The sequence below is a fragment of the Vibrio breoganii genome (assembly GCF_024346795.1).
Classification (GTDB): Bacteria; Pseudomonadota; Gammaproteobacteria; order Enterobacterales; family Vibrionaceae; genus Vibrio; species Vibrio breoganii.
In genome coordinates, this window is the sequence record NZ_AP024864.1 from 163,792 (window position 1) to 183,734 (window position 19,943).

Here is a 19,943-nt window from a genome sequence, read left to right on the forward strand (position 1 = left end):
ATTCAGTCTAGCTCTTCTCGTAATTATGATGCAACCATATCCCTATCAAGGATAGGAATTGAAATACTCTTCTAATGCATCTAATTGCTCTTCAGCAACTTCGATAGCATTGAAGATACGGCGAAACTCACGCGCTTGTTCATGCTCTTTTAGGTACCAACCCACATGCTTTCTTGCAATGCGCGGACCTAAGAACTCACCATAAAATAGGTGAAGCTCATGAACGTGACCAAGCATGATGTCTTTCACTTCCTGCATAGGAGGCTCGGGCATCGTGGTGCCGTTTTCTAAATAATGTTGGATTTCTTGAAAAATCCATGGACGACCCTGGGCGGGGCGACCAATCATCAAGGCGTCTGCACCGGTAAATTCCAGTACATGCTTCGCTTTCTCGGGACTATCTATATCACCATTGGCAATGACAGGTATCGAAATAGCTTGCTTAACCGCTTTGATACTTTCGTATTCTGCCTCTCCCTTGTACATACAAGTACGCGTCCTACCATGTAAGGCGAGGGCTTGTATGCCGCAGTCTTCGGCCATTTTAGCGATTTCGACACAGTTCTTATGTTCTGTATCCCAACCGGTTCGAGTTTTTAGTGTCACTGGGACATCTACTGCATCTACTACCGCCTTCAGAATTTGCTGAACAATCTCTGGATGCTTAAGTAGTGCTGAACCTGCTAGTTTTTTGTTCACTTTTTTAGCTGGGCAACCCATATTAATATCGATGATTTGAGCACCGTTATTAACATTAAATTGCGCTGCCTCTGCCATTAACTTTGGATCCGATCCTGCAATCTGTACTGAGCGAACGCCCGATTCGCCTTCATGTACTCTTCGTTGCAGTGATTTCGATGTATTCCATGTTTTAGGGTTGGCTAGCATCATTTCACTGACAGCCATACCAGCACCATATCGTAGACACAACTCTCTGAACGGTCTGTCTGTAACGCCAGCCATAGGTGCTACAATCAAATTGTTCTTAAGTTGGTAATTTCCGATTTTCAAATCATGGTCACATTATTAACAGCAAGGGCGCGCATTTTACGCATTTTTTCGGCCTGTGAAAAGCCTAATATTTGAGCATTTTAAAAAATATTCTATAATTTGAGTGTTTTTCGCTCAAAATATGATGTGTCTCAACTAGTGTGCTTTTTTCCGGAGATGCGACACCACTCTTGCATCTCTGCAATAGGAGCAATATCGAACTGATCGCGGTAATAGTTAGCAACATCTTCAGCTTGAGTATCTAGTACACCAGACATGGCTAGCTCGCCTTCGTCTTTAACTAGAGACTTAATTACACCAGAAAGGTCACGTAATGGACCTGCTAGAATGTTAGCAACTACAACGTCAGCAATAAGATTTTCTGGCTGATCTTGCGGTAGGAACACCTCTAGTTGGTCTTTCACGCCGTTACGCTCTGCATTGTCTTTAGAGGCAATGATCGCTTGTGGATCAATGTCGATCCCGACCACCTTTTTTGCACCGAGTTTGATCGCTGCGATCGCAAGGATGCCTGAGCCACAACCAAAGTCGATTACGGTTTTTCCTTCAAGGTCTAGTCCTTCTAGCCACTCTAAACATAGAGAGGTAGTTGGATGTGTGCCTGTGCCAAAAGCTAATCCAGGGTCGAGCATAACATTGATAGCGTCAGGCTCTGGGATGTCACGCCAGCTAGGGCAAACCCACAGACGCTCACCAAATTTCATTGGGTGGAAGTTGTCCATCCACTCACGTTCCCAGTCTTTATCTTCAAGTTGTTCAACTTTATGTGCGAACCCTTGTTCTAGAAGGTTACTAGACGCTATTTGCCCTAAAATCCACTGTGTGTCTGCTTCTGCATCGTACAGAGCTAGGATATCGGTTTCGCCCCAAAGACGAGTCTCACCCGGTAGAGGCTCAAATACAGGGGTATCTTTAGCGTCAAGAAAGGTAACGGATAGGGCACCAGTTTGTTCCATCAACATGTCACTGATTTGCTCGGCATTTTTGTCAGTGGCGTTAAGTTTGATTTGAATCCAAGGCATGGAGTTCACTCTGAGTATTGATAATTGGCGTGGATTTTAGCAGTAATTTTAACCAACTTCATCTACGCAAACAAAAAGGGTCAGAACCAGCATGACTGGTTCTGACCCTTTCAATAAGTATTAAAACTTATTGTAGGCCGAGCTTCTTCTCTAGGTAGTGGATATTTGCTCCACCATGCTGGAAGTTCTCGTCATTCATGATTTCGAGTTGAAGAGGGATGTTTGTTTTGATGCCCTCAACAATCATTTCGCTTAGTGCATTTTTCATGCGTGCAATTGCAACATCACGGTTCTCACCAAAGGTGATCAGTTTACCAATCATTGAGTCGTAATGAGGTGGTACAGTGTAACCTGTGTAAATGTGCGATTCCCAACGAATACCCATACCGCCAGGAGCGTGGAAGCGCTCGATCTTGCCTGGGCAAGGTAGGAAGCGGACTGGGTCTTCAGCATTGATACGACACTCAATAGAGTGGCCACGTAGCTTGATATCATCCTGAGTGAAAGACAGAGGCTGACCTGCAGCAACACGAAGCTGCTCTTTGATTAGGTCAACGCCGGTAACCATTTCAGTTACTGGGTGCTCTACCTGAATACGGGTGTTCATCTCAATGAAGTAGAACTCGCCATTTTCGTATAGGAACTCAAAAGTACCTGCACCACGGTAGTTGATTTCAAGACAAGCACGAGTACAGCGCTCACCAATGTATTTACGCATATCGTCAGTGATGCCTGGAGCCGGAGCTTCCTCAACAACCTTCTGGTGACGACGCTGCATAGAACAGTCACGCTCGCCAAGGTGGATAGCACCGCCCTGACCATCAGCAATAATCTGAACCTCAACGTGACGAGGGTTTTCTAGGAATTTCTCCATGTAAACCATATCGTTGTTAAAGGCTGCTTTTGCTTCTGCGCGAGTCATAGCAATGGCTTCGATTAGCTCTTGCTCAGAGCGAACCACACGCATACCGCGACCGCCGCCGCCGCCAGACGCCTTGATGATTACTGGGTAACCAATGCGCTTAGCGTGAGCTTTGTTAGCTGTTTCGTTGTCGTCTAGAGGACCGTCAGAACCAGGAACACAAGGTACGCCTGCTTTTTTCATTGCGTTGATAGCGGCAACCTTATCACCCATGATGCGAATCGTTTCCGCTTTAGGGCCAACAAAGATGAAACCTGATTTCTCAACTTGCTCTGCAAAGTCAGCGTTTTCAGATAGGAAGCCATAACCTGGGTGAATCGCCACAGCGCCAGACACTTCTGCCGCTGAGATGATGCGTGGAATGTTTAGGTAGCTGTCGATACCACGAGCAGGACCGATACAGATAGACTCATCCGCTAGTAGTACGTGTTTAAGGTCACGGTCAGCGGTTGAGTGCACGGCTACGGTTTTAATACCTAGCTCTTTACATGCGCGAAGGATACGAAGCGCAATTTCGCCTCGGTTCGCGATGACTAATTTGTCTAGCATAATATCGACCTCTATTATTCGATAACGATAAGCGGTTGGTCGAACTCTACTGGGCTACCGTCTTCTGTTAGGATTGCTGTTACAACACCAGACTTGTCAGCTTCGATTTGGTTCATCATCTTCATCGCTTCTACGATACAGATAGTGTCACCAGCAGTTACCGATTGGCCTACTTCAACGAATGGTTTCGTATCAGGACCCGGTGCACGGTAGAAAGTACCTACCATTGGAGAAAGAACCTTGTGACCTGGTGCTTCTGCAGGTGCCGCAGGTGCTTCAACTGCTGCTGGAGCTGCCGCTGGAGCAGGAGCTGCAATTGGAGCAGGCGCTGCTGCATATTGAATCGGAGCTACAGGTGCATTGCCGTGGCGGCTGATGCGTACAGATTCTTCACCTTCAGAAATTTCTAGCTCAGCAATTCCTGATTCTTCTACAAGTTCGATTAGTTTTTTTATTTTGCGAATATCCATGATTCTTCTCTTGTCTTGTGTGTGGCCTCTCGCATTCGTCGAGATGGCTCAGATTTATTTTGCCTGAAGCTGTTCTATCGCTGCAGACAATGCGAATTTGTAACCTTGTGCACCTAGCCCACATATCACGCCAACGGCTTTATCTGAAAGATAGGAGTGGTGACGAAATGCCTCTCGTGCATGTACGTTAGATAAATGAACTTCTATAAACGGAATATTTACCCCAAGTAGTGCGTCTCTTAGAGCGACACTGGTGTGGGTAAAGGCAGCTGGATTGATGATAATAAAATCAATCTCTCCCATGGCTGCGTGAATAGCTTCAATTAACTCATATTCTCGATTCGATTGAACATGGGTGAGTTCTACATCCAATTGCTCTGCTTGCGTATGCAGGTTATTGACTATGTCATTTAATGTAGCGTGACCGTAAACCTCAGGCTCTCGTTTACCGAGTAGATTTAGATTTGGGCCATTCAGGAGTAGAACACGTGATTTTGTCGCCATCTTGTCGCTATCTTCCGTAATTGTGAGTTATTCACTGTTGCCTTTAATTATTTTACGAATCCTGAAAAAATTCCAGTCAGATTCCTGTAAAAAAGCAAATTAGCGCATGATTATAGCTAATTCAACGAAATTAACAGCAATTTACTGGTCTAATCACCGGTAATGAGAGAAGGGTTAGCCGTGACCTAATGTTGGGTCATTGTTAAATCGACTAAAAAATCCTCACGTAATGAATATAGGCTAACTGTCTATTTTCATTATGTTTAATTTGTAACCGTGTTTAAACAAAAAAGCCGTCACGATGTGACGGCTAATGGTTTTGAAGCAAGTGGTTAAACCAGTTCTGGGACAGTTCTGAAACAGCTCTAAACGAGTTCACCTTTCTCTGAAATGAGTTTTTCAACCACACTTGGGTCTGCCAAAGTGGAGGTATCACCCAGATTACTGGTATCACCGGTTGCGATCTTTCTGAGTATTCTTCGCATAATTTTACCGGAGCGAGTCTTAGGAAGAGAGTCAGTCCAGTGCAAGGTATCAGGTACCGCGATAGGACCAATTTCTTTGCGAACCCAATCTTTCACCTCTTTGTGAAGCTCAGCGCTTGGGTATTCACCCGCATTTAGAGTGATATAAGCGTAAATGGCCTGACCTTTGATGTCATGAGGAACGCCGACAATCGCCGCTTCGGCAATCTTATCGTGTGCGACCAGCGCTGATTCCAGCTCTGCAGTCCCCATACGGTGACCTGAAACATTAAGCACATCGTCCACACGGCCGGTAATCCAGTAATAGCCGTCTTCATCTCGTCTTGCGCCATCACCGGTAAAGTACATGCCTTGGAAGGTTGAGAAATAGGTTTGCTCAAAGCGGTCATGATCGCCATAGACAGTGCGCATTTGGCCCGGCCAAGAATCTAGGATAACTAGATTACCAGAGGCTTCACCTTCAATGAGATTACCCATGTTGTCCACTAGTGCGGGCTGTACACCAAAGAACGGACGAGTTGCTGAGCCTGGTTTTAGTTCAGTTGCGCCCGGCAATGGCGTGATCAGTATTCCACCCGTTTCCGTTTGCCACCATGTATCCACGATTGGCGATTTTGCATCACCTATGGTGTTGTAATACCACTCCCATGCCTCAGGGTTGATAGGCTCACCCACCGAGCCCATGATGCGAAGGCTATTACGATTGGTTCCTTGAATGGCTTCGTCACCTTTTGCCATTAATGCACGGATGGCTGTTGGAGCAGTGTAGAGGATGGTGACTTGATGCTTGTCGACGACCTCACTCATACGGCTAGTATTTGGGTAGTTTGGCACGCCCTCAAACAGTATGGTTTTCGCACCGTTGGCTAAAGGTCCGTATATCAAGTAAGAGTGGCCAGTGATCCAGCCTACGTCAGCCGTACACCAGAACACGTCATCTGGCTGGTAATCAAACACGTACTTGAAGGTCATAGTGGCATACACTAGATAACCTCCAGTGGTATGCAGTACGCCCTTTGGCTTACCAGTAGAACCAGAGGTGTATAAGATAAATAGCGGGTCTTCAGCGTTCATTTCTTCAGGTGGGCAGTCGGCGTCGACATTAGCCACGGCATCATGCCACCAAACATCCACATCAGCGTTCCAATCAACATCAGCGCCAGTGCGCTGGAATACAATCACCTTGCTAATGGTGGTGACGTTAGGGTTACGAAGTGCTTCGTCCACATTCTTCTTCAGAGGGACAGCGCGACCACCACGAACACCTTCATCGGCAGTAACAACAAGCTTGGCATCAGAGTCGTCAATACGGCCAGCAAGCGCCTCTGGAGAGAAGCCACCAAACACAACAGTGTGTACGGCGCCTATGCGCGTACAGGCTAGCATTGCAACGGCTGCTTCAGGCACCATTGGCATGTACAGACACACCACATCACCCTTTTTAACCCCTTGGGCCTTTAGAGCATTCGAGAATAGACAGACTTCTTTATGCAGTTCGTTGAAGGTAAGGGTTTTGTCATCGGCAGGGTCATCGCCCTCCCAAATGATTGCTACTTCATCACCGCGCTCGGCAAGATGGCGATCGATACAGTTCGCTGACACGTTCAGTGTGCCGTCTTCAAACCACTTGATACCCACATGGCCAGTATCAAAAGAGGTTTCCTTGACCTTAGTGAAGGGTTTAATCCAGTCGACGATCTTGCCATGCTCTGCCCAGAATCCTTCTGGATTTTGAACGGACTGTTGATACATGCTTAGGTAGGTATCGTTGTCTGCATGGGTAACGGATTTGATGTTCTGTTTAACCGGATAAATGTGGGCTTCACTCATTGCTGATCTCCTTGTGAACTCTGCCGCTATTAGTTGTGACAGTCGCTCAATATCTGACGGTCTGTTAGGCATTTCGAGGTAACTGTTATAACTCTCTATTACCTGCGGAATTTCCACAATTAGACTTTAGGATGAGAAGGTAACTATCGCTGTGAAATTAAAGGGTTATTTCGATAACTGAGAACTCAATCGCTACTTAATATGTGGCATATTGAGACTTGGCAGGTCACCTTTAGTGAGACGAACGAATACCAGCGCTGCAGTGATGGCATCTTGAAGTGCGTTGTGTTGGTCTCGAATGGGCAGGTCTAGATGTCGACAAATAGCCTCTAGGCTAAGGTCGAAATAGGCATTTTGTAGATGCTTTTCCAGCTTCTCCTGATAGATATGGCTGACTTCTATGATGGTATTCGGCAGAGGAAACCCAAAATGCTTCTTGAATGCGATATCGAGAATTCGCTTATCGTAGCGAATGTGGTACCCCACGATAGGGCGGCTACCAATAAAGTCGAGCAGCTGCAGTAAGGCCTCTTTCTCTTCCAATCCGTCACCAAGGTCTTGATGGCGGATTTGATGCACCTTGATGGAATTCTCATCCAATGATTGAGGCGCCTTGAGTTTGACATGAAAGGGGGTACTAGTAATGACGCGATTATTGATGATCTTGGTGGCGGCAATAGTCACCAGTTCTGCTCGTGTTGGCTCTAAGCTGGTGGTCTCGCAGTCGATAGACACATACTCACTGCTATCAGATTCTGAAAATAGCGATTGAAAAGGGGAGCCCTTTAGCTTCCAGTGCCAGTAGTGTCTCGTCAGCCAGTTCATAGTCAGTCTCTGATCTGATAATGGTAGCTAAGGAACTGCTTAAACTTCTTCACCACGTGCAGACTGTGTCTGAGTAAGTCACGCTCGGTTCTATCCAGTGCATTGAGATCTAGGTTATTGGATGAGTCTTGATGAGCCAATTGTTGTGCGAGACGTAGCTTGAAGAATAGCTTTAAGGACTCGCTGAGATTATCCGCTGTGTCATCTTCGAGGCAGCCTAATTCATGCAGGGCTTCGATTCTTTCAAAGGTATTGCGCTGACGAAGGTCGTGCTCCAGTGCGAGCGCGCGAATGCCATGAACAATGGAGAATATCCCCCCTTGCTTGATATCCAGTCCTTCCTTACGCGCTTTGACATTACCAAACAGAGTCAGAGGCACAGAGAACTGCAGGGCAGGTCTAACAAAGTCTGAAAGGGTCAGCATGCGACCAGTGAGCGCGTCGTGCAGAGAATTCAGAACAGGCTCGACTAAGAGTTTATTACCCGCAACCGGCAGTGCGTCCGAAAAGATGGCCAGTTGCATCACTGAATCGGCGTTACTGACCTCGATCCATTTCGCTACTTTCTTTTTCCACTCGCTTTGGCTAGACACCCAAAGCGGATTGTTGACCATCACCTTACCGGGACAAAGAGGGTAACCAAGCTCTAGCAGGGTCTCTGTGAACGTATCCATTGTCTGGCCACATTCAGGCCAGTCAAACCCATCCTCAAGGATCAGGGCATTGTCCTGGTCTGTTTTTAGAACCTGCTCTCCACGGCCTTCTGAGCCAAGAACGAGCAGGCAACAGTGCTGCTGTGCGTCCTCGGGAACGATTAATTGGAAGGCTTTCTCAATGATTTGCTCGTTGAGTACAGAAATAAGCTCCATGATAAATCGAGTACGGATGCCATTAATCAACAGGCTTTTAACAAAATCATGTTGCCTTTGAGAGGCTTGTGCCAGTTCATCGATATTTTTAGCGCGAGCAATGCTCAAGCTGAGAACGTGAGAATGAGAGGAGAAAGCACTTAGGATCTGGGTCAAGTCGAGCATGCCCACCGCTTGTTTCTCATTGACCACCATCACTCGTTTCATCTTGTTTCTGGTCATGGTGAGCATGGCATTAAATACAAAATCGCCTTCATGCACTTCAAATACCGGAAATGTTGATATGTCGGACACCGGCGTTTGCATGCTTTTTTCTTCCAGCACTAAAGAATGTAAAAGGTTGGTGCGAGTAACAATGGCATACGGTGATTGGTAAGGGTGTTCTTGCAAGCGGGGATCAGTCTCAGAAAGTTTCACCAAGGCCGCATCAATATCATCATTATTCAAAAGAGCGGTAGCTTCTTTAATTGAGGTCTCTGGAGTCAGCACTAGCGGAGGGTGATAGATAGAGTCGTCGACCTTGGTAAGAATGAATTCAGCCAGATTTTGCTGCTTCTTGGCGTCCTTGATGAGTTGTTGGCGCTTGGACAAGCTGCTATCGAAGTACTCGGCAAATGATTGATTACTATTGAATAAAGAGAGGAATACCTCACTTGGCAACAGATAACACAACACGTCTTCTAGCGCGACGTACTGATGACGAACCTTTCCTTCAAACAATGATCGCACATCAAATAAGTCGTCGTGACCGTAATGAGCAAAGACCTCTTGTTGATACTTCTCTTCCACCGAACCTTTTATCAACACGAACAAGTGTGTTGTCGATTGTCCAGCATCGAGAAGAACCTCTCCAGCTCGAAAGTAGGCAATATCTAAAGACGACTTTAACTGCTCGACCTCTCGAGGTGTGAGGCGGTCAAAGGGAGGGTGTTGTGTATTAAATTTTTCAGGCATGAAGACTTAATCCTTTGGCGACAAACCCTAACCCTACTAGTGTGACAAATCCTCAAATAAGCTCCAGACGACTTTGGTCTAATAGGGAAAAGGTGAAATTGAAGTTATCCCTTTTTATTCCACTGGGTTCACTTCATAATTGCCGCCGAATATTGCTTAATCTAGGACAGTTTGATGTTGAAACCCTCTCCATACGCGTGGCTATCTCAGTATTTTCTGGGGTTCTTTTTTGCCTATGGCGTTTATCTCCCTTTCTGGGCGCTTTGGTTTAAAGACCAAGGGGTTTCTGCCTCAGATATCGGCCTATTGTTGGGTATAGCCTTTGCTACCCGATGCGCCGCAAACCTTATTATTACTCCCCGAATTCATAAAATAGAGCACTTGATGCCCGCACTTCGGGTGCTCAGCCTAGCTTCGCTCGCTTTCATTGCGTTTCACTTTTTTACGGGTGGAAGTTTCTGGTTGATGGCGGTGGCTACCATCCTGTTTAACGCTTGTTGTGGACCGATTGTTCCTATTTCTGATGCAATGGCCAATCACTATGCTCGCTTGAAGATGCTCGACTATGGTCGAACGCGTCTATGGGGATCGATTGCCTTTATTGCAGGCTCAACGGTAGTGGGTTTCCTTGTTGCAAACTTTGGTATTGATTTCATTGTCTATACCGCGTTAGCGGGCATTGCCTTCTCTATCGTGGCCTCAATGCGCAATCCAAATCCAATGCCTGTAACCCAGGGCAACGTGAAATCGGTCAGACCTAAGCTAAGCAGTCTGCTCCGCGAATGGTCGGTGATTAAGTTCATCGGCTTGATCGCCCTTATTCAGGGAAGCCATGCAGCCTATTACGGTTTTAGTACCATCTATTGGAAAGATGCGGGTTACAGTGCCGATATCATTGGTTACCTGTGGAGTCTCGGTGTGGTGGCTGAGGTATGTATCTTTGCTTTCAGTAACCGTTGGTTCGGTAAGTGGACACTGCGCTCTCTATTCTTGGTCGCTTCTGTGGGTGTCATTGTGCGCTGGGGGCTAACGGCATCAACCACCATGCTATTTGCCTTAGTGCTTATTCAGCTGTTGCACGGCGTTACCTTTGCATTGGCACATATTGCTGCCATTCGATACATCCAAGATGCAGAGCAACATAAGATGGTAGCACTGCAAGCACTCTATAATGCCATCCCTCTGGGTATTGTTATGGCGACCATGACGGCACTGAGTGGCTGGGGCTATGAGCTTTGGGGGGCAAATGTCTTCTGGGTTATGGCCGCTATGGGTGTGTTGGCTATGTTTGTTAAATTGGACCCTCAGAAAGGGAATGTTGAAGAAGTGGGGATTGAACCACAAAAACAAGCTAACTAATTGAGCTGCAAAGCGATCTTTGACTAGTCTTATAGCATCTAAACCTATGTGCTCCTGAAAGTAGATAGTGGGTTAGATGCATTCAGAATTAAGACTGGTTAAGGATTGTTTATGCAAGGATGGGTTGTTGTTCCCGCATCGCTACTCTATTTAGTACTGCTTTTTTTAGTAGCGTGGTACGGGGATAAACGTCCTCAATGGCTGGCCTCTTGGCGTCCTTGGATTTACAGTCTTTCTATTGCAGTTTATTGCACCTCTTGGACGTTCTTTGGCACCGTAGGCCAAGCCGCCAATAACCCTTGGGCATTCCTGCCTGTTTATCTTGCCCCTATTATCGTATTTGTCTTTTTTTGGCGCGTTTTAGCGCGCATGATTTTGGTGGCAAAGCGCGAACACATTAACTCCATTGCAGATTTTATAGCTGCTCGCTACGGTAAATCTCAAGGCTTAGCAGTATTCGTCACCCTGATCTCTGTCGTCGGCATCTTGCCTTATATCGCATTGCAGATGCGTGGCATTATGATGGGGATTGAGCTTGCCGCTCCAGAGGTATTAGGCGAGGGGGGAAATCAAAAATATCTCGTCTCTTGGTTGATGGTGGCAGCCCTTGCTACTTTTACCGTGCTATTTGGTACTCGCCATATTGATAACACAGAGCATCACCGCGGAATGATGATGGCTATCGCTTTCGAATCCATAGTGAAGCTGGTGGCTTTTTTGTTTGTCGGCATATTTGTCATGTTTGTGGTGCTGCAACGAACGGATATAGAGCTTTGGCAAGCAGCAAAGCAAACCTATGAATCTCCCAACATACCCACCTTATTGATCCACACCCTTTTGACCATGATGGCAATCTTCTGTCTTCCTAGGCAGTTTCACACCACTGTGGTTGAGAATGAACGTGCCCATGATTTGCATACCGCAAGGCGAGTCTTTCCTGCCTATTTGATGTTGATGGGGTTATTTGTACTTCCTATCGCTTGGGTGGGTTCTAGTTTATTGCCCGGCAGCCCTGCTGATAGCTACGTCATTAGCTTACCACTGGCATTAGGTGCAGATAGCGTTGCTTTGTTTGCCTTTATTGGCGGTGTTTCTGCGGCAAGTGGCATGGTGATCGTATCCACGATTGCTTTGGCTATCATGGTGTCTAATGACCTCGTAATGCCGTTGCTTCTGCGCAGAATGAAGCTCTCCCAACACAACTTTAGGCATTTCTCTGGGCGTCTATTGGTGATTCGCCGAATCCTGATTGTCATGCTGATTGTCGGTGCGTGGTTCTTTTATCAAGTGCTGGACAGCATAGGTAGTTTGTCTGCGATTGGGTTCCTTTCTTTTGCAGCTGTCACTCAGTTTGCCCCAGCATTGCTGGGTGGAATGTATTGGCGACACGGAAATCGCAATGGGGTTTACGTTGGCTTGGTAGTAGGCTTTGTTCTCTGGCTTGTTACCCTGATGAGCCAAACTGGCATTCTAGCGGGAGATGCGGGAAACAACGTTCTTATCTGGATGATTTCACCACCAGAGTTATTGGCAAGCCTCGATATTAAAAACTCTGACTGGGGCATGTTGCTCAGTATCAGTGCCAACAGTGTGTGTTATGTAGTGGTGTCGATACTAACGCGTCCCAATATTAGTGAGCGCTTACAATCTGCGGCTTTTGTTGGCTCACCACTGCCTGAGTCAGACAATATTAGCCTGTATCAAAGTCGGGTTACCGTCGCAGAATTAGAACTGGTGGCTTCTAAGTTTGTGGGGAGACACAGGGTTCGCAGTGCTTTTAATCAGTTTTGGAGCCAACAAGAAGAAGTGCTGATGCCCAATCAGTATGCCCCCTCAACCCTGATACGGCATACAGAGCGTGTACTGGCTGGCGTATTTGGAGCTTCGTCAGCTAAGTTAGTGCTTACTTCTGCCCTGCAAGGTAAAAACATGCAGCTTGAAGAGGTGGCCACCATAGTCGATGAGGCGTCAGAGCTGTATGACTTTAGTCGTAGTCTTTTGCAAGGTGCCATTGAGCACATCGAGCAAGGGATTGCAGTAGTTGATAAGCAATTGAGGCTGGTGGCATGGAATCAGCGTTACTTGGAGCTGTTTGAGTTCCCACCAGGATTAATACAGGTGGGCAGGCCTATTGCAGATGTTATTCGTCATAACGCAGAGAAAGGACTGTGTGGGCCTGGAGATCCGGAAGTTCATGTACAGCGTCGACTAGAGCATCTCCGAAGAGGCACGAACCATACATCCTCCCGACAGCGCGCAGATGGACGAGTCATCGAAGTACAAGGCAATCCCATGCCCAGTGGCGGGTTTGCGATGAGTTTCAGTGATATTACCGTTTATCGTCAGGCAGAGCAGGCGCTAAAGGACGCGAATGTCACCCTCGAAGAAAGGGTACAAGAGCGAACCCATGAGCTAGAGCAATTGAATCGACAGCTCACCATCGCAACCCAGCGCTCAGAGCAAGAATCACAATCTAAATCTCGCTTCCTTGCTGCTGTTAGTCATGACCTAATGCAGCCTTTAAATGCGGCTCGTCTGTTTACTTCATCACTGTCAGAGGTGGCGAAAGATGCTGAAACACAACAAGTGGCACGCCATATAGAAAGTGCAATGGAAGCGGCTGAGGTGCTGATCAGTGACCTACTGGACATCTCTCGTTTGGAGTCTGGCAAGCTAGAGGCCAAGGTGCAGCCCTTTGCTTTAAGTGAGGTATTGTTCAACCTGGATGCTGAGTTTGGTGTTATTGCTGAGGAGCAGGGCATCAATTTTAGAACGATACCCACTTCATTATTTGTTGAGTCCGATCCTAAGTTATTGCGCAGGGTAATCCAGAACTTCTTAACCAATGCCTTTCGATACAGCCCTCAAGGGAAGGTGATATTGGGAGCGCGAAGAGAGGGTAACACTCTTTCCATTCAGGTCTGGGATAACGGAGTTGGCGTCGAAGAGGATAAGCAGCAATTAATATTTGAAGAATTTACCCGCACCAATCAAATCCGTTCTGACAAAGGCCTTGGCTTGGGGCTCGCTATTTCAAAGGGGATAGCTCAATTGTTGGGGCATACAATCTCATTGCGCTCGTGGCCCAGTAGAGGAAGCGTATTTTCTATCACTGTGCCATTGGCACAGAAGGTCGTTGTTGAAGAGGTCCCTTCTATAGCTCCAGTGGTAACGGCTACTCCACTGAGCAATTTGCGAGTGCTGTGTGTTGATGACGAAGTTTCAATCCTGGAAGGGATGGAGCACTTGCTACAGCGCTGGGGGTGTCAGGTGAGATTGGCAACGGATTTAGAGCAGAGTCTGTTGCAGTTGGATAATCACTGGCAACCAGACGTGATCCTTTCTGACTATCGTTTAGAAAATGGCAGAACAGGGCTACAGGTATTACAGCACTTCAAGCAAGTCATGGGGACAGAGTTTAATGGTGTGATTATCAGTGCCGATAGAACGCCAGATATTGTCGATCAAGTTAAGAGCGAAGGGTTTGAATTTTTGCCTAAACCGGTTAAGCCATTAAAGCTTCGAACCCTTCTCAATAACTTTGAGCGTCACTTATCTTCGGTGAATAGAGTCTCGTAAACCACAAAGGTGGTCTCAGTCTCTCCGTAGTAGAGAGTATCTTCGGCCTGAATGGCAACACGAAGATTCTTTGTTTCAATATTGCTGGCAGGCAATGAGATAGCCCAGTTACGCATATCTTGATTGGTGGGTGTCATCTCTATAGGCTGACTCTCACCATTTTCGGCTAATGCGACCTTTATACCCTGTAGTGGGAATTTAGATCTTAGAGTGAGTTCTAGAGTGTCTGCAGTGAGTTTCTCTGAGCGAAACTGCACCTTGAATTCACCATTTTCAAAATCACACAAACCACTGGTATAGCGACAATTAGATTTACTGATGAGTTTGTAGCTTTCGCCTTGTTTGGCCGCATGAGGTTTTTCACTCACGGCCATATCGATACCAAAATAAGTGATTACCGCCAAAATAGGGGCGACCAGTAAAGCAACGATAAAGTGTTTGTTTTTGAACATTTTTGCATCCTAGCGACAATGTAAAATTCCAGAGAGAGTGTCGGTGTTTTTATGTTTGATACTCTTCTCTTTACAATACTCGACTTACTTTATTAAAAAAGCCCCCGAAGGGGCTTTTGTGGACTAGATTGGATAGATTGTATTAGTGGTCTTGAGCTGAGCCTGCTCCTGCTGGAACTCGAACGTGCTCAACAAGGTCTTTCACTTCTTGTGGTGTTTCTGCTGTTACTTTCGACACAGCGAATGCCACGATGAAGTTGAAGGCTGCACCAATCGCACCAAATGCGTTAGGTTCAATGCCTAGGAACCAGTTGCTACCCCAGCTTTCTAGGTATTTCCAATCCGCAACAAACAAAACGCCTTTGTGTTGGAATACATAGAACAGAGTAATACCGATACCTGCGACCATACCTGCAATCGCACCTTCTTTGTTAATATTCTTGCTGAATATACCCATCATCAAGGCCGGGAAGATGGAGGAGGCAGCCAATCCAAAGGCGAGGGCAACCGTACCGGCGGCAAAGCCCGGTGGGTTGAGTCCCAAATACCCCGCGACCCCAATCGCCACCGCCATGGATATCCGGCTGGCGAGCAGTTCTTTCTTCTCTGAAATGTTGGGGTTTATTACCCCTTTTATCAGATCGTGCGAGATGGAGGAGGAGATAGCCAATAGCAAGCCTGCTGCAGTTGATAGTGCTGCTGCAAGACCACCTGCAGCGACTAGGGCTATGACCCAATTTGGTAGCTTAGCAATCTCAGGGTTTGCCAATACCATGATATCTCTATCTACTTTTAGCTCATTAGTTGCTGCGCTAGAAGTGTATTGGATAGCACCATCTGCATTTTTATCTTCAAAGCCAAGAAGCCCTGTTTTCTCCCAGTTTCTAAACCAATCAGGACGCTCGTCATAGACAAGGTTTTGTCCAGATGGAAGGTTTACGGTTTCCATTAGGTTCAGGCGAGCCATAGCTGCAACAGCTGGTGCTGTAGTGTATAGAATCGCGATGAACACGAGTGCCCAACCTGCTGAGGTTCGAGCATCACGTACCTTAGGTACAGTGAAGAAACGGATAATTACGTGTGGTAGACCTGCAGTACCGATCATCAATGACATGGTGTACACAAACATATTGAGGGTATCGCCCCGCACATGTGTCGTGTATTCAGTAAAGCCGAGTTCGGTCACCACCTGGTCAAGCCGGTCGAGTAGATAGACATCCGTCCCCGTCATGGTACTACCCAACCCTATTTGAGGAAGAGCGTGACCTGTTAGTTGTAGAGAGATAAATACTGCTGGAATAGTGTAAGCAAGAATGAGTACGCAGTATTGAGCAATCTGGGTGTAAGTAATACCTTTCATACCACCCATAACGGCATAGATGAATACGATACACATACCCACGCCAAGTCCGGTTGCGTAGTCCACCTCAAGGAAGCGACCAAATGCAACACCCACCCCTTTCATCTGACCGATAACGTAGGTTACCGATGCGATGATCAAACAAGCTACCGCTACTACACGGGCTGTCTTGGAGTAAAAGCGTTCACCGACGAACTCTGGAACCGTAAATTTACCAAATTTACGTAGGTATGGAGCGAGTAGTAATGCGAGAAGCACATAACCACCAGTCCAACCCATTAGGAATACTGAGCCACCGTATCCCATGAAGGCGATTAGACCTGCCATTGAGATAAATGATGCTGCAGACATCCAATCAGCTGCTGTTGCCATACCGTTCGCGATTGGGTTTACCCCACCACCGGCAACGTAGAACTCTTTGGTCGTGCCAGCTCGAGCCCATATCGCGATACCGATATAGAGTGCGAAGGTCGCACCTACAACAAGGTATGTAATTGTCTTAAGATCCATCTTTGTAGCTCCCTATTCTTCTACGTTAAATTCGCGGTCAATCTGACGCATCTTCCACGCATAGTAGAAAATAATGCCCAAGAAACAGTAGATGGCACCCTGCTGTGCAAACCAGAAGCCTAACTTATAGCCGCCGATTTGAATTTGGTTGAGTTGATCCACAAATAAAATACCGCAGCCGAATGACACAACAAACCAAATAACCAAAAGGCTAATCATGAGTCGAACATTCTTGCTCCAGTAGGCTTTGGCTCGTTCTTCATTTTCAAACGCCATTGCCGTCTCCTTACACTTGTTTGTTAATAAAATGTTTCAAGCATACGATAGCAGTGGGGTTGTAATAACTCATTTGAACTTTGGTCTTGACGATAATTTTAATTAAAATCTTTAAAATCAGGGTGTTAATGATATTGCAGGGAAAAGTGTGAAGTTGATTTTGCGCGGTATTAGCCAAAGGTCTAATACGGAAGTAGGAAATATTGCTTTTATTTACCAATCAAGAGGTTGTCTTGGCATCAAGACTCAACCTCTGATTGCTGCAGTAAGATAACCGCTTGAGTGCGGTTGGTAACCCCAAGCTTGCGGAAGATAGCGGTCATGTGCGCCTTGATGGTGGCCACAGAGACATCAAGCTCATAGGCAATCTGCTTGTTCAGGAGGCCATCTGCTAGCATGGCCAGCACCTTATATTGCTGTGGAGTAAGGGAGGCGAGTTTGTCCGAAATGTCACTGTATTGCTCGGCTTGTTTAGCCAGATCTGCAGGGAAGAATTGATCGCCACTGAGTACTTGGTTGAGCGCATTGATAAGGCTTCGCATATCACTGGATTTAGGAATAAACCCAAACGCGCCGTGACTCTTCACTTGGCTGACAACCGAGGGTTCTTCACTTGCAGAAATCACCACTACAGCAATGTCGGGAAATTCACTGCGTAGCTGCATCAGTCCAGACATGCCATTTGCGCCAGGCATCTTTAAATCTAACAGAACTAGGTCTACGTCTTCCTGTTTGCGAAGCAATTCCAGTAAGGTATCGAGTGATTCGGCTTCTAAAAGATTGGCTCCACTGATCGCCATGTGTACGGACTGAAACAGAGCGTTTCTAAATAGAGGATGGTCATCCGCGATAACAATAGTGTAAGTGGCGTCCATATCACTTTTACCTGAGTATTCATTAGTGGTTTAAGTGATTATTGATGGTTTTATTTTAATGAACAAGATTTGGCCACTAAAACTCTGAGTTGTATCGATATTTATGCGCTTAGATGGATAAAACGCCCATCAATTGCCTTGATGGGCGTCTACTTTTGTTTATAGGTTGAAGCGTTGTAGGTGGTTTAAGAATGGCTCAGCCTTCACAAAACCGGTGAGCCTAGCCGATGGAAGGTGTTCCCCCTGCTCGTTCCAAAACTCAATGGTGGGTAATCCAAGTACTCGCATGTGCTCTAACATTTGAATATCTCTAGGTTGATTTTTAGTGACGTCTGCTTGCAGTAGCACGAAGCCTTTGAGCTTTTGCTCCACGCTAGCTTCATGGAAGGTGTACTTCTCAAACTCTTTACATGCCACGCACCAGTCGGCATAGAAATCTAGCATCACCGGCTTACCCGCCTGCTTGGCTTTTTCTAGCTCTTGCTGCAGGTCTTGAACGGTCGCCACACGGATAAACGCTATCTTAGATTGTGGCGCCTCAACGCTGCTCTCTAAACCAAGTAGCTTGTTCCATACCGGTTGTGCCGAGCCAATTAAGCCTAGTATCGCGATGATACCTATGAGGCTTTGCTTCCAAGATCCAAACGGCACTTGATTCTTGGCGTGATACAGCCAAGCAAAGAAAGACACACCCAGTATCGACCACAATGCAGAAATCCATTCAGCACTAAGGATTCGCTCAAGGAAGAACAGCGGAGCGGCCAGCAAGACAAAGCCAAATAAGGTTTTAACTTTATCCATCCACAATCCAGCTTTTGGTAAGAAGCGATTGCCAAATACCGCCAGCAGGATGAGGGGGATTCCCATCCCGAGAGCCAACGCATACAAGGTGATCGCACCGGTGAACAAGTCGCCCGTTTGCGCCACATATAACAGTGCACCGGATAGCGGGGCGGTGGTGCAAGGCGAGCATACCAATCCAGATATTGCTCCCATCGCAAAAGCACCGAACCAGCGACCACCTTTTTGTTGGTTACTGATTTCATTGAGCTTAGTTTGAAGGCTACTTGGCAGTTGCAGGTTGTATAAACCAAACATAGACAGAGACAGCAATACGAATAGTACACTGATGGTGATTAGCACAACTGGATGTTGCAGGGCTGCCTGAAATTGCAAACCAGCAGAGGCAACGATCAACCCAAGTAAGGTGTAGGTGAGTGCCATTCCCTGAACGTAAACAAAAGAAAGTGCCAGTGCGCGGGCTGTGGATTGCTTGCCATTACCCAAAACGATGCTGGTCAAAATAGGGTACATGGGTAACACGCAGGGGGTGAAAGCCAGCCCTATGCCGAGCAGTAAGAAGATCAAAGGGGTCCACATTGAATCACCGAGCAACGCTGCCATGTCGCTCTCGCTTTTGGGTAGTGATGATCCTGACGGTGTGCTGGTGGTGTCGTCTATTTGCGCGTTCTCAGAGCCTGCAACAGGCTCAAGGTCAATAACCTTTGTTTCCGGTGGATAACAGAACCCTGCCTTGGCACACCCCTGATACTGAACAATCAGCTGGGCATTATTCCCTTGCTCCAAGATGGGCACGCTAATGGTCACAGGCTCTGTGTAAATGTTGACTAGGCCGAAAAACTCATCTTCATAAGGCGTCCCTTCTTTTAAAGAGATCTCACCTAAAGTGGCATTTTCTGCACTGACATCAAATCGAGATTGATAGAGGTAGTAGCCATCGGTGACTTGCCATGTGAGGCGTACTTGTTTTCCTTGCTGAACAAAATCAAACGGGAAGGCTTGTTCAACTCGCAAAAAGCTAGGCTGACCGAAGCTTGGTTGCTCAAAGCCACTTTGAACAGGCGAGCTTGATTCACTGTTAAACGAGGCAACGGAGACCTGAGAGAAACAAAGCAATAAAAATGAGAGTAAAACGGTGCGCATAGTGTCCGGCAATTTATGAACAGATAACTAGTAGACCTGATAGTAGCGGATTAAGTTTCGTTCGCCTATACGGTGTTGGTGGATCTGAGGGATTACGGCGTTCATAAAAAAGGGGCGCAAATAGCGCCCCTAGATAATTAATGACTA

Annotated in this window: 15 protein-coding genes; 2 read left to right on the forward strand and 13 right to left on the reverse strand. The window is 46.6% G+C overall.

All coding sequences use genetic code 11. The features are described 5' to 3' along the window. Positions 1-45: 45 nt before the first annotated feature. The 8 genes from dusB to OCU35_RS00850 all read right to left on the reverse strand — a co-directional run bounded on the left by dusB (position 46) and on the right by OCU35_RS00850 (position 9,441). Entirely contained in the window at positions 46-1,011 is a 966-nt protein-coding gene (dusB, locus tag OCU35_RS00815) for a tRNA dihydrouridine synthase DusB (protein WP_026012638.1), read from the reverse strand. A 131-nt stretch (positions 1,012-1,142) separates the two neighbouring features. Next, entirely contained in the window at positions 1,143-2,033 is an 891-nt protein-coding gene (prmA, locus tag OCU35_RS00820; protein ID WP_065599662.1) for a 50S ribosomal protein L11 methyltransferase, read from the reverse strand. A gap of 127 nt (positions 2,034-2,160) precedes the next feature. Then, positions 2,161-3,504, reverse strand: a complete 1,344-nt coding sequence (gene accC / locus OCU35_RS00825) for an acetyl-CoA carboxylase biotin carboxylase subunit (RefSeq protein ID WP_102322117.1) — start codon at positions 3,502-3,504, stop codon at positions 2,161-2,163. A gap of 14 nt (positions 3,505-3,518) precedes the next feature. Beyond that, entirely contained in the window at positions 3,519-3,974 is a 456-nt protein-coding gene (gene accB / locus OCU35_RS00830) for an acetyl-CoA carboxylase biotin carboxyl carrier protein (RefSeq protein WP_261825504.1), read from the reverse strand. Positions 3,975-4,028: 54 nt separating this feature from the next. Next, positions 4,029-4,478: a type II 3-dehydroquinate dehydratase gene (gene aroQ / locus OCU35_RS00835; protein WP_017027304.1), complete on the reverse strand. Its 450-nt coding sequence runs from the start codon at positions 4,476-4,478 to the stop codon at positions 4,029-4,031. Between the two features lie 365 nt (positions 4,479-4,843). Continuing rightward, complete coding sequence (gene acs / locus OCU35_RS00840) at positions 4,844-6,793, reverse strand: acetate--CoA ligase (RefSeq protein ID WP_102481337.1); 1,950 nt, start codon at positions 6,791-6,793, stop codon at positions 4,844-4,846. A gap of 192 nt (positions 6,794-6,985) precedes the next feature. After that, positions 6,986-7,618, reverse strand: coding sequence for a 3'-5' exonuclease (locus OCU35_RS00845; RefSeq protein WP_017027306.1), 633 nt, complete (start codon positions 7,616-7,618; stop codon positions 6,986-6,988). Positions 7,619-7,620: 2 nt separating this feature from the next. Further along, positions 7,621-9,441, reverse strand: coding sequence for a DUF294 nucleotidyltransferase-like domain-containing protein (locus OCU35_RS00850; RefSeq protein ID WP_017032942.1), 1,821 nt, complete (start codon positions 9,439-9,441; stop codon positions 7,621-7,623). Between the two features lie 174 nt (positions 9,442-9,615). On the opposite strand from OCU35_RS00850, the gene OCU35_RS00855 reads away from it, so the two are divergent. Then, positions 9,616-10,800: a 3-phenylpropionate MFS transporter gene (locus tag OCU35_RS00855; protein WP_017032943.1), complete on the forward strand. Its 1,185-nt coding sequence runs from the start codon at positions 9,616-9,618 to the stop codon at positions 10,798-10,800. Positions 10,801-10,911: 111 nt separating this feature from the next. Next, the gene (locus OCU35_RS00860) at positions 10,912-14,379 is read left to right on the forward strand and encodes a hybrid sensor histidine kinase/response regulator (protein ID WP_017027309.1); all 3,468 of its coding nucleotides are present in this window, start codon (positions 10,912-10,914) and stop codon (positions 14,377-14,379) included. On the opposite strand, the gene OCU35_RS00865 is transcribed toward OCU35_RS00860, so the two are convergent. From OCU35_RS00865 to OCU35_RS00885, 5 genes are all read right to left on the reverse strand, one after another. Next, on the reverse strand, positions 14,349-14,831 hold the full coding sequence (locus OCU35_RS00865) for a hypothetical protein (protein WP_017027310.1): 483 nt from the start codon (positions 14,829-14,831) through the stop codon (positions 14,349-14,351). The genes OCU35_RS00860 and OCU35_RS00865 overlap by 31 nt on opposite strands. Before the next feature lie 142 nt (positions 14,832-14,973). Then, positions 14,974-16,701 carry a sodium:solute symporter family protein gene (locus tag OCU35_RS00870; RefSeq protein WP_017027311.1) on the reverse strand — a complete coding sequence of 576 codons (1,728 nt, stop codon included), beginning with the start codon at positions 16,699-16,701 and terminating at the stop codon, positions 14,974-14,976. 12 nt (positions 16,702-16,713) lie between these two features. Continuing rightward, on the reverse strand, positions 16,714-16,977 hold the full coding sequence (locus tag OCU35_RS00875; RefSeq protein WP_017027312.1) for a DUF4212 domain-containing protein: 264 nt from the start codon (positions 16,975-16,977) through the stop codon (positions 16,714-16,716). Between the two features lie 239 nt (positions 16,978-17,216). Beyond that, a complete protein-coding gene (locus tag OCU35_RS00880) occupies positions 17,217-17,852 on the reverse strand; it encodes a response regulator transcription factor (protein WP_017027313.1) in 636 nt (211 codons plus the stop codon). Positions 17,853-18,011: 159 nt separating this feature from the next. Beyond that, positions 18,012-19,796, reverse strand: a complete 1,785-nt coding sequence (locus OCU35_RS00885) for a protein-disulfide reductase DsbD (protein ID WP_261825505.1) — start codon at positions 19,794-19,796, stop codon at positions 18,012-18,014. Between the last annotated feature and the right edge of the window lie 147 nt (positions 19,797-19,943).

What these genes read in the sequence shown, in the direction of transcription:
- OCU35_RS00865 (WP_017027310.1), bottom strand. Translation starts at nt 14,831, where the DNA reads ATGTTCAAAAACAAACACTTTATCGTTGCTTTACTGGTCGCCCCTATT.
- OCU35_RS00855 (WP_017032943.1), top strand. Translation starts at nt 9,616, where the DNA reads ATGTTGAAACCCTCTCCATACGCGTGGCTATCTCAGTATTTTCTGGGG.
- OCU35_RS00845 (WP_017027306.1), bottom strand. Translation starts at nt 7,618, where the DNA reads ATGAACTGGCTGACGAGACACTACTGGCACTGGAAGCTAAAGGGCTCC.
- accC (WP_102322117.1), bottom strand. Translation starts at nt 3,504, where the DNA reads ATGCTAGACAAATTAGTCATCGCGAACCGAGGCGAAATTGCGCTTCGT.
- aroQ (WP_017027304.1), bottom strand. Translation starts at nt 4,478, where the DNA reads ATGGCGACAAAATCACGTGTTCTACTCCTGAATGGCCCAAATCTAAAT.
- accB (WP_261825504.1), bottom strand. Translation starts at nt 3,974, where the DNA reads ATGGATATTCGCAAAATAAAAAAACTAATCGAACTTGTAGAAGAATCA.
- OCU35_RS00850 (WP_017032942.1), bottom strand. Translation starts at nt 9,441, where the DNA reads ATGCCTGAAAAATTTAATACACAACACCCTCCCTTTGACCGCCTCACA.
- acs (WP_102481337.1), bottom strand. Translation starts at nt 6,793, where the DNA reads ATGAGTGAAGCCCACATTTATCCGGTTAAACAGAACATCAAATCCGTT.
- OCU35_RS00860 (WP_017027309.1), top strand. Translation starts at nt 10,912, where the DNA reads ATGCAAGGATGGGTTGTTGTTCCCGCATCGCTACTCTATTTAGTACTG.
- OCU35_RS00880 (WP_017027313.1), bottom strand. Translation starts at nt 17,852, where the DNA reads ATGGACGCCACTTACACTATTGTTATCGCGGATGACCATCCTCTATTT.
- OCU35_RS00870 (WP_017027311.1), bottom strand. Translation starts at nt 16,701, where the DNA reads ATGGATCTTAAGACAATTACATACCTTGTTGTAGGTGCGACCTTCGCA.
- OCU35_RS00885 (WP_261825505.1), bottom strand. Translation starts at nt 19,796, where the DNA reads ATGCGCACCGTTTTACTCTCATTTTTATTGCTTTGTTTCTCTCAGGTC.
- OCU35_RS00875 (WP_017027312.1), bottom strand. Translation starts at nt 16,977, where the DNA reads ATGGCGTTTGAAAATGAAGAACGAGCCAAAGCCTACTGGAGCAAGAAT.
- prmA (WP_065599662.1), bottom strand. Translation starts at nt 2,033, where the DNA reads ATGCCTTGGATTCAAATCAAACTTAACGCCACTGACAAAAATGCCGAG.